Origin of the sequence: Streptomyces solincola (assembly GCF_002982015.1) — a bacterium.
Lineage (GTDB): Bacteria > Actinomycetota > Actinomycetes > Streptomycetales > Streptomycetaceae > Streptomyces > Streptomyces solincola.
In genome coordinates this window covers 1-6,207 of sequence record NZ_PVLV01000174.1, presented here as the reverse complement: position 1 = coordinate 6,207, position 6,207 = coordinate 1, and the positions used below count along the sequence as shown (strand labels likewise).

General features: G+C 77.4%; 6 protein-coding genes. 2 read left to right on the top strand and 4 right to left on the bottom strand.

Going from position 1 to position 6,207, the window contains the following annotated elements; genetic code table 11:
- Window positions 1-21: 21 nt before the first annotated feature.
- Complete coding sequence (locus C6N75_RS13110; protein ID WP_105869063.1) at window positions 22-426, bottom strand: hypothetical protein; 405 nt, start codon at window positions 424-426, stop codon at window positions 22-24.
- A 132-nt stretch (window positions 427-558) separates the two neighbouring features.
- On the opposite strand from C6N75_RS13110, the gene C6N75_RS13105 reads away from it, so the two are divergent.
- Window positions 559-1,335, top strand: coding sequence for an MBL fold metallo-hydrolase (locus tag C6N75_RS13105; protein ID WP_105869062.1), 777 nt, complete (start codon window positions 559-561; stop codon window positions 1,333-1,335).
- On the top strand, window positions 1,332-1,955 hold the full coding sequence (locus C6N75_RS13100) for a DedA family protein (protein ID WP_105869064.1): 624 nt from the start codon (window positions 1,332-1,334) through the stop codon (window positions 1,953-1,955). The genes C6N75_RS13105 and C6N75_RS13100 overlap by 4 nt, the downstream gene beginning before the upstream one ends.
- Window positions 1,956-1,973: 18 nt before the next feature.
- Here C6N75_RS13100 and C6N75_RS13095 read toward each other — a convergent pair whose 3' ends face one another.
- The 3 genes from C6N75_RS13095 to C6N75_RS13085 form a co-directional block, all read right to left on the bottom strand.
- A complete protein-coding gene (locus C6N75_RS13095) occupies window positions 1,974-3,224 on the bottom strand; it encodes an MBL fold metallo-hydrolase (protein WP_407703217.1) in 1,251 nt (416 codons plus the stop codon).
- The gene (locus C6N75_RS13090; RefSeq protein WP_105869060.1) at window positions 3,221-4,471 is read right to left on the bottom strand and encodes an aminotransferase class I/II-fold pyridoxal phosphate-dependent enzyme; all 1,251 of its coding nucleotides are present in this window, start codon (window positions 4,469-4,471) and stop codon (window positions 3,221-3,223) included. Before C6N75_RS13090 ends, C6N75_RS13095 begins: the two co-directional genes overlap by 4 nt.
- Window positions 4,472-5,012: 541 nt before the next feature.
- The gene (locus tag C6N75_RS13085) at window positions 5,013-5,807 is read right to left on the bottom strand and encodes an RNA polymerase sigma factor SigF (protein ID WP_105869059.1); all 795 of its coding nucleotides are present in this window, start codon (window positions 5,805-5,807) and stop codon (window positions 5,013-5,015) included.
- Between the last annotated feature and the right edge of the window lie 400 nt (window positions 5,808-6,207).

Here is a 6,207-nt window from a genome sequence, read left to right as displayed (position 1 = left end):
GCGGCGGGGGCGGGGCGAAGCTCAGGCACGGTCGAGGCCCGCGGTCGGCAGGGACAGGGTGCGGTGCACCCGGGCCTTCATCCCGGCGTCGTAGGCCGGTTCGGCCAGGCCGGCCGTCTCCAGCCGGACGCCCCGTCGGGCGCACTCCGCGCCGAACGCGTCCGGCGAGGTGACCGCGTGCCGCAGCACCCGCTCGTTGGGGGCGACGAACACGTCCACCCCGTCCTCGTCCACGTCGGCCCACAGCGCCCGGTGGTCGGGGCGCAGGCCGTAGCACAGGAGCTGCCGGACGACGGCGTAACCGCGATCGGCGGCCCAGCGCTCGCACATGGCGTGCTGTCCGCCCACGTCCACCAGGAAGGGGTCGCGGTCCAGCTCCTCCAGAGGCGTCAGGCTCGTGATCGCCGTCACGCGTACACCGTGCATGGGCCCGACCCTACTCCCCGCTCCTCGAGCCCCGGCAGCCGCGTGTTTAGGCTCGGGGCGTGCGGCGAAGGAGCCGGATAGACGCGGGGCCGCCGGCAGGCCGCCGGCGGCGGAAGCGAGGAGGACGGGCTGGTGGCGGTCGAGGTCACATGGTGGGGTCACGCCACCTGTACGGTCCATGACTCCGGGACGCGGGTGCTGACCGATCCGCTGTTCGCACGCCGGCTGGCGCACCTGCGGCGGCGGCGCGGGGCGGTGCCGCCGGACGGGGCCGCGCGCGCGGACGCGGTGCTGGTGTCCCATCTGCACTCCGACCACCTGCACCTGCCGTCGCTGGCGAGGCTGGCGGAGGGCACCCGGCTGGTGGTGCCGCGCGGCGCCCCGCGGGCGGTGCCGGGGCTGCGGAGGCTCGCCCGCAGGCTGCGGCTGACCGAGGTGGCGGCGGGCGAGGAGGTCAAGGTCGGGCCGCTGGTGGTGCGGGCGGTGCCGGCCCGGCACGACGGGCGGCGGCTGCCGATGGGCCGGGAGGTGGCCCGGGCGCTGGGGTATGTCGTCACCGGGGAGGCGCGCACCTACTTCGCCGGGGACACCGGGCTGTTCGACGCGATGGCCGCGGAGGTCGGCCCGGTGGACGTGGCGCTGCTGCCGGTGGGCGGCTGGGGGCCGTTCCTGGGGCACGGGCACCTGGACGCCCGGCGGGCGGCCGAGGCGCTGGCGGCGCTGCGGCCCAGCGCGGCGGTCCCGGTGCACTACGGCACCTACTGGCCGATCGGGATGGACGGGGTGCGCCCGCACGAGTTCCACTCCCCCGGCGAGGAGTTCGTCCGGCACGCGGCCCGCCTCGCGCCCGGGGTGGCGGTGCACAAGCTCGAGCACGGGCAGTGCGTGCGCCCGGGGGCGTCCCGATGATCGACGCCCTGATGGTGGAGGCGCCGTCCGCGTCCGCCCAGTCCGCGGTGGGCTATCCCACGCTGTTCCTGCTGGTGGCGCTGGGCGCGCTGGTGCCGGTGGTGCCGACCGGGGCGATCGTCAGCTCGGCCGCGGTGGTCGCCTTCCACCAGGCGATGCCGCCGCTGCCGCTGCTCGCGGTGTTCCTGGTGGCCTCCGCGGCGGCGTTCGCCGGAGACGTGGCGCTGTACTGGCTGGGGCGGCGCGGAGTGCACTCCGACCACGGCTCGAAGTGGCTGGCGGCGCTGAAGCGGCGGGCCGCGCCGGAGCGGCTGGAGCAGGCCCAGGAGAAGGTGAACGAGCACCGGATATCGGTGCTGGTGCTGTCCCGGCTGGTGCCGGCCGGGCGGATACCGGTCATGCTGGCCTGCCTGCTGGCGGAGGTCCCGCTGAGCCGGTTCCTGCGCGGCAACGTGCTGGCCTGCCTGGCGTGGGCGCTGACGTACCAGGCGATCGGCATCCTGGGCGGTTCGCTGTTCACCCAGCCGTGGGAGGGCGTGGCGGCGGCCGTGCTGCTGACGGTCCTGGTCAGCGCCGCCCCCTGGGCGTGGCACCGGGTGCTGCGCCGGCGCAGCGCCTGAGCCCCGCGCGGGCGCGGGTCACTCCAGGACGCGGGAGCCGCCGACCGGGAGGTCCCAGAGGCGGGCGCGGTCCAGCCCGGCGCGCTCCCAGGCGGCGTGCAGCCGGGTGAGCGGTTCGCGGACCGGCTCGGCGGAGAGCACGAAGGTGGCCCAGTGCATGGGGGCCATGTGCCGGGCGCCGAGGTCGAGGAACGCCCGCACGGCCTCCTCCGGGTCCATGTGCACGTCGCGCAGCCACCACCGGGGGGCGTAGGCGCCGATGGGCAGCAGGGCGAGGTCGATGCCGGGCAGCCTGTCGGCGATCTCGGCGAAGCAGGGGCCGTATCCGCTGTCGCCGGCGAAGTAGGTGCGCCGGCCCTGCGGGTCGGTGAGCATCCAGCCGCCCCACAGGGTGCGGCAGGTGTCGGTCAGGCCGCGCCTGGACCAGTGGTGGGCGGGGACGAAGTGGAAGCGCACGCCGTCCAGTTCGGCGCTCTCCCACCAGTCCAGCTCGGTGACCCGGGTGAAGCGCCGGCGGCGGAACCAGCGGCCGAGCCCGGCGGGCGCGAGGACCGGGGTGGTGCGGGGCAGCCTGCGGATGGTGGGCGCGTCCAGGTGGTCGTAGTGGTTGTGGCTGATGACGACGGCGTCGACGGGCGGCAGGTCCTCCCAGCGCACGCCGACCGGGGTGATCCGGGCCGGGGTGCCGAGGATGCGGCGGGACCAGACCGGGTCGGTCAGCACGGTCAGCCCGCCGGTGCGGATGACCCAGCTCGCGTGTCCGGCCCAGGTGACGGCCGCGCCGGCCGGGCCGACCGGAGGCAGCGGCTCCGGTTCGAACGGCAGCATGGGGATGTCGTGCAGTCCCTCGGCGCGGGGCCGGATGGCGCCCTCCCGGGCGAGCCGGGCCATCGCCCGTACGCCGGGCAGCGGCGCGGTCAGCCGGTCGGCGAACGTCCGGGGCCAGGTCCGGGGCCGCACGAGCGGACGCGGGCCGACCGCCCCGGCCGCGGCGACCGGCGGCGCCAACCGCGACCCGGCCCCGCCGGGAGCGGCGCGGCCGTCGTCCGCACCGCCGGACCGGGCTGCGGCGGACCCGGACGGTCCGGCAGGCGCGGACGGCCCACCAGAACGCGCGGACCCGGCGGGCCCGGACGGCTCGGCGGACGCGGACGGCCCGTCAGGGCGCGCAGATCCGGCGGACCCGGCCGGTTCAGCAGGCGCGGCTGGTTCGGCGGGCCCCGACCCGGACGGCTCGGTGGGGCCGGTGGGCGCGGTGCGCTCGGTCATCTGCCAGCTCCGTTCGCCGGGGTGCGGTGCAGTTCGTGGAAGACGGCGGCGAGCCGGTCCAGGGCGTCCGCCACCTCGGGCCGGTGCAGCGGGTCGGCCGCGGTCAGGGCCCGGCCGCCCGGGTCCGGGGGCCGGCCCAGCAGCGGCGCGGTGTCCAGCCGTACGCGCAGGGCGCCGAGTTCGTCGCCGAAGCGGTGCCCGCCGGGGGCCGGGAAACCGAGGCCCTCGCCCAGGTACTCCTCCAGCTCCATGGCGTCGGTGACCCCGCGGGCGGCGAGCTGGCCGCGCAGCGGGGCGAGGTCGGCGTACAGGCACCGGCCGGCCTGCGGCGGCCGGGCGAGCGCCCCGGCGGCGAGCACCGTGCGGTGCGCGGCGGCCGCCACCCGGCCGTGCAAGGCCGCGGAGGCGGCGGCGCGTTCGGCGACCGGCTCCGGCTCGCCCAGGGCGTACGCGGCGGCCGCGGCGACCGGCGCGGCCAACTGGGCGCCCAGCGCGGTGAGCCGGTCCAGGGCGCGGGAGCGCCACTCGGCGCCGCGCGGGCCGGAGGGGAACCGGGCGATCGCGGCCGGCCAGGCGGACGGGGCCAGCGAGCCGGACAGGTCCGCGAGGACGGTGGTGTCGTGCGGGCACATCTCGGAGGGGCTGACCAGCACGGTGGCGTGCGGGTCGTGCAGGGTGTCGCGCCAGGTCTCGTCGCTGACCACGTGCAGGCCCTCGGCGACGGCCGCCTCGCACGCCTCGCGGACCAGTTCGGGCGGGGCGACGGTGCCGGTGGGGTCGTCGGCGACCGAGATCAGCAGCAGCCCGGGCCGGCCGCCCTCGCCGCGGACCCGGCGTACGGTCTCCAGCAGCGCGTACGGGTCGGGCACTCCCCCGCACTCGGCGGGCACCGGCACGTGGTACGCGGGTCGGCCCAGCAGCCGGGCCTGCGGCGCCCACCAGGCCGGGCAGGGCCTGGGCAGCAGCAGGTCGCCGTCGTGGGCGGCGATGACCGCGGAGAGCAGGACGGGGGCGCCGGGCGCGGCGGCGACGTCCTCGGGGGCTGCGCGCATGCCGCGCCGCCGCCAGTAACCGCAGCCGGCCTCCAGCAGCCGGGGGCCGCCGCCGGGCGGTTCGGGCCGGTCCACCGCGGAGGCGGCGGCGAGCACGTCGGCGAGGGCGGGCGGCACCGGCAGCCCGGAGGCGGGCCCGGGCGGCGAGGGGCCGTAGCGCACCGGGCCGCGCCCCTCGGTGACCGGCTGTGGCATGGACGCACCTCCGCCGCGCTGGGTCGCGCCCCCGGGCGGGGGTCGCCTGCCGCCCCTTCGCCCTTTATACGGAGTCTCCCGGCGCCCCGCCGCTCGGGAAGGCCCGCCCGCCGCGTACGCGGTCGGGATCCGGCGCCCGTCGGCTCGGCTCGGATCGGATTCGGATCCGGCGTCAGATTGGATGCGACGTCGGCGTCGGCGTCGGCGTCGGCGTCGGCGTCGGCGTCGGCGTCGGGCGTCGGGCGTCGGGCGTCGGGCGTCGGCGTACGGGATCGTGGCGACTGCCGGCCGCCCAGGGCGACGGCGGTCGTCAGGGCCGGCGGGGCCGGCGCGCCCCCAAACGGCCGCCCGCCCGGGGGGCGGCCGCCTGTCCGCGGACGGTTGTCCGGGCTCCCCGCCCGCCCCCGCCCGGTGAAGCGGGGGCCGGGCACGCGGACGGGCCGCGGTGCGGATGTCGACGAGTCCGCACCACGGCCCGCGTTCGCCGGCCACCGCCGCCCGGGGTGCGCCCACCGGCCGGGGCCGGTGGGCGCGGGGGCGCTCACACGCCGGAGTCGCGCATGATCTCCTCGCGCATCTGGTTGCAGCAGCGGCTGATCAGCCGGGAGACGTGCATCTGGGAGATGCCCAGGTCCTCGGCTATCCGGCTCTGCGTCATGTCGCGGAAGAACCGCATGTAGAGGATGCGCTGCTCACGTTCGGGCAACTGGGCCAGCCGGGGCTTGACCGCCTCGCGGTCTATCACGGTGTCCAGGGCCGGGTCGGGGCCGCCGAGCGCGTCGACCAGGGTGTAGCCGTCCTCGGTGCCGGGCAGCTCGGCGTCGAGCGAGAGGGCGGTGAAGCTGTCCAGGGCCTCCAGACCGGCCATCGCCTCCTCCTCGGTCATGCCCGCCTTCTTGGCGATCTCCGCCACGGTCGGGGCGCGGCCCCCGACCGAGTGCGAGAGCTCCTGGTAGGCGGTCCGGACCCGGCCGCGCAGGTCCTGGACGCGCCGGGGCACGTGCAGGGTCCACATGTGGTCGCGGAAGTGGCGCTTGATCTCACCGGTGATGGTCGGCACCGCGAAGCTCTCGAAGGCGGCGCCGCGGGACGGGTCGTAGCGGTCGACCGCCTTGACCAGACCGAGCGCGGCGACCTGCTTGAGGTCCTCCAGCGACTCGCCTCGGTTGCGGAAGCGGCCGGCGAGCCGGTCCGCCATGGGCAGCCAGGCCCGGACGATGTCCTGCCGGACGGCATCGCGCTCCGCGCCCTCCTCCAGGGCCGCCATGCGCCGGAAGGCCTCGGCCGTGTCGGGGGCGTCGTCGTGCGGATGCTTCGTGTGAGCGAGGGTAGGCATGTGGCTTTCAGCTCCCTGAACGGCGCTGACGGTTGGCTGTCACCCCGGAGGATCGGACTCCCTTCTCCCGGGCGCGGACACGCACGCCCGGAGCGGTGGATGCCGCTCCCACGGGCGTGCCTCCGGTCCGAAGCACGAGGTGCGCATGCCCGTGGCCGAACCCGGCAAACTCCCTCATTACATGCTGGCCGTACCGGGGCGATTCCGCTCATCGAGGGCGCGTCGCATCCGTGGGACGGCAGCCCTGCGGGGCGGCCGCGGAGGACGCGTCGCACCAGGCCGGCCGGGAGGCCGAACGAGTGAGAGCGGGGCCGGCGTGGGTCCGGGCGCCGACCGGCCGGACCGGGCGGAGGGGGGTGACCGCGGCCGGGCGGGCGTGGCGCGGTCACCCCCCTCCGCC

Bases quoted from the DNA above. Each gene is read 5' to 3' on its own strand.
- C6N75_RS13085 (WP_105869059.1), bottom strand. From the start codon at position 5,807: ATGCCTACCCTCGCTCACACGAAGCATCCGCACGACGACGCCCCCGAC.
- C6N75_RS13100 (WP_105869064.1), top strand. From the start codon at position 1,332: ATGATCGACGCCCTGATGGTGGAGGCGCCGTCCGCGTCCGCCCAGTCC.
- C6N75_RS13110 (WP_105869063.1), bottom strand. From the start codon at position 426: ATGCACGGTGTACGCGTGACGGCGATCACGAGCCTGACGCCTCTGGAG.
- C6N75_RS13090 (WP_105869060.1), bottom strand. From the start codon at position 4,471: ATGCCACAGCCGGTCACCGAGGGGCGCGGCCCGGTGCGCTACGGCCCC.
- C6N75_RS13095 (WP_407703217.1), bottom strand. From the start codon at position 3,224: ATGACCGAGCGCACCGCGCCCACCGGCCCCACCGAGCCGTCCGGGTCG.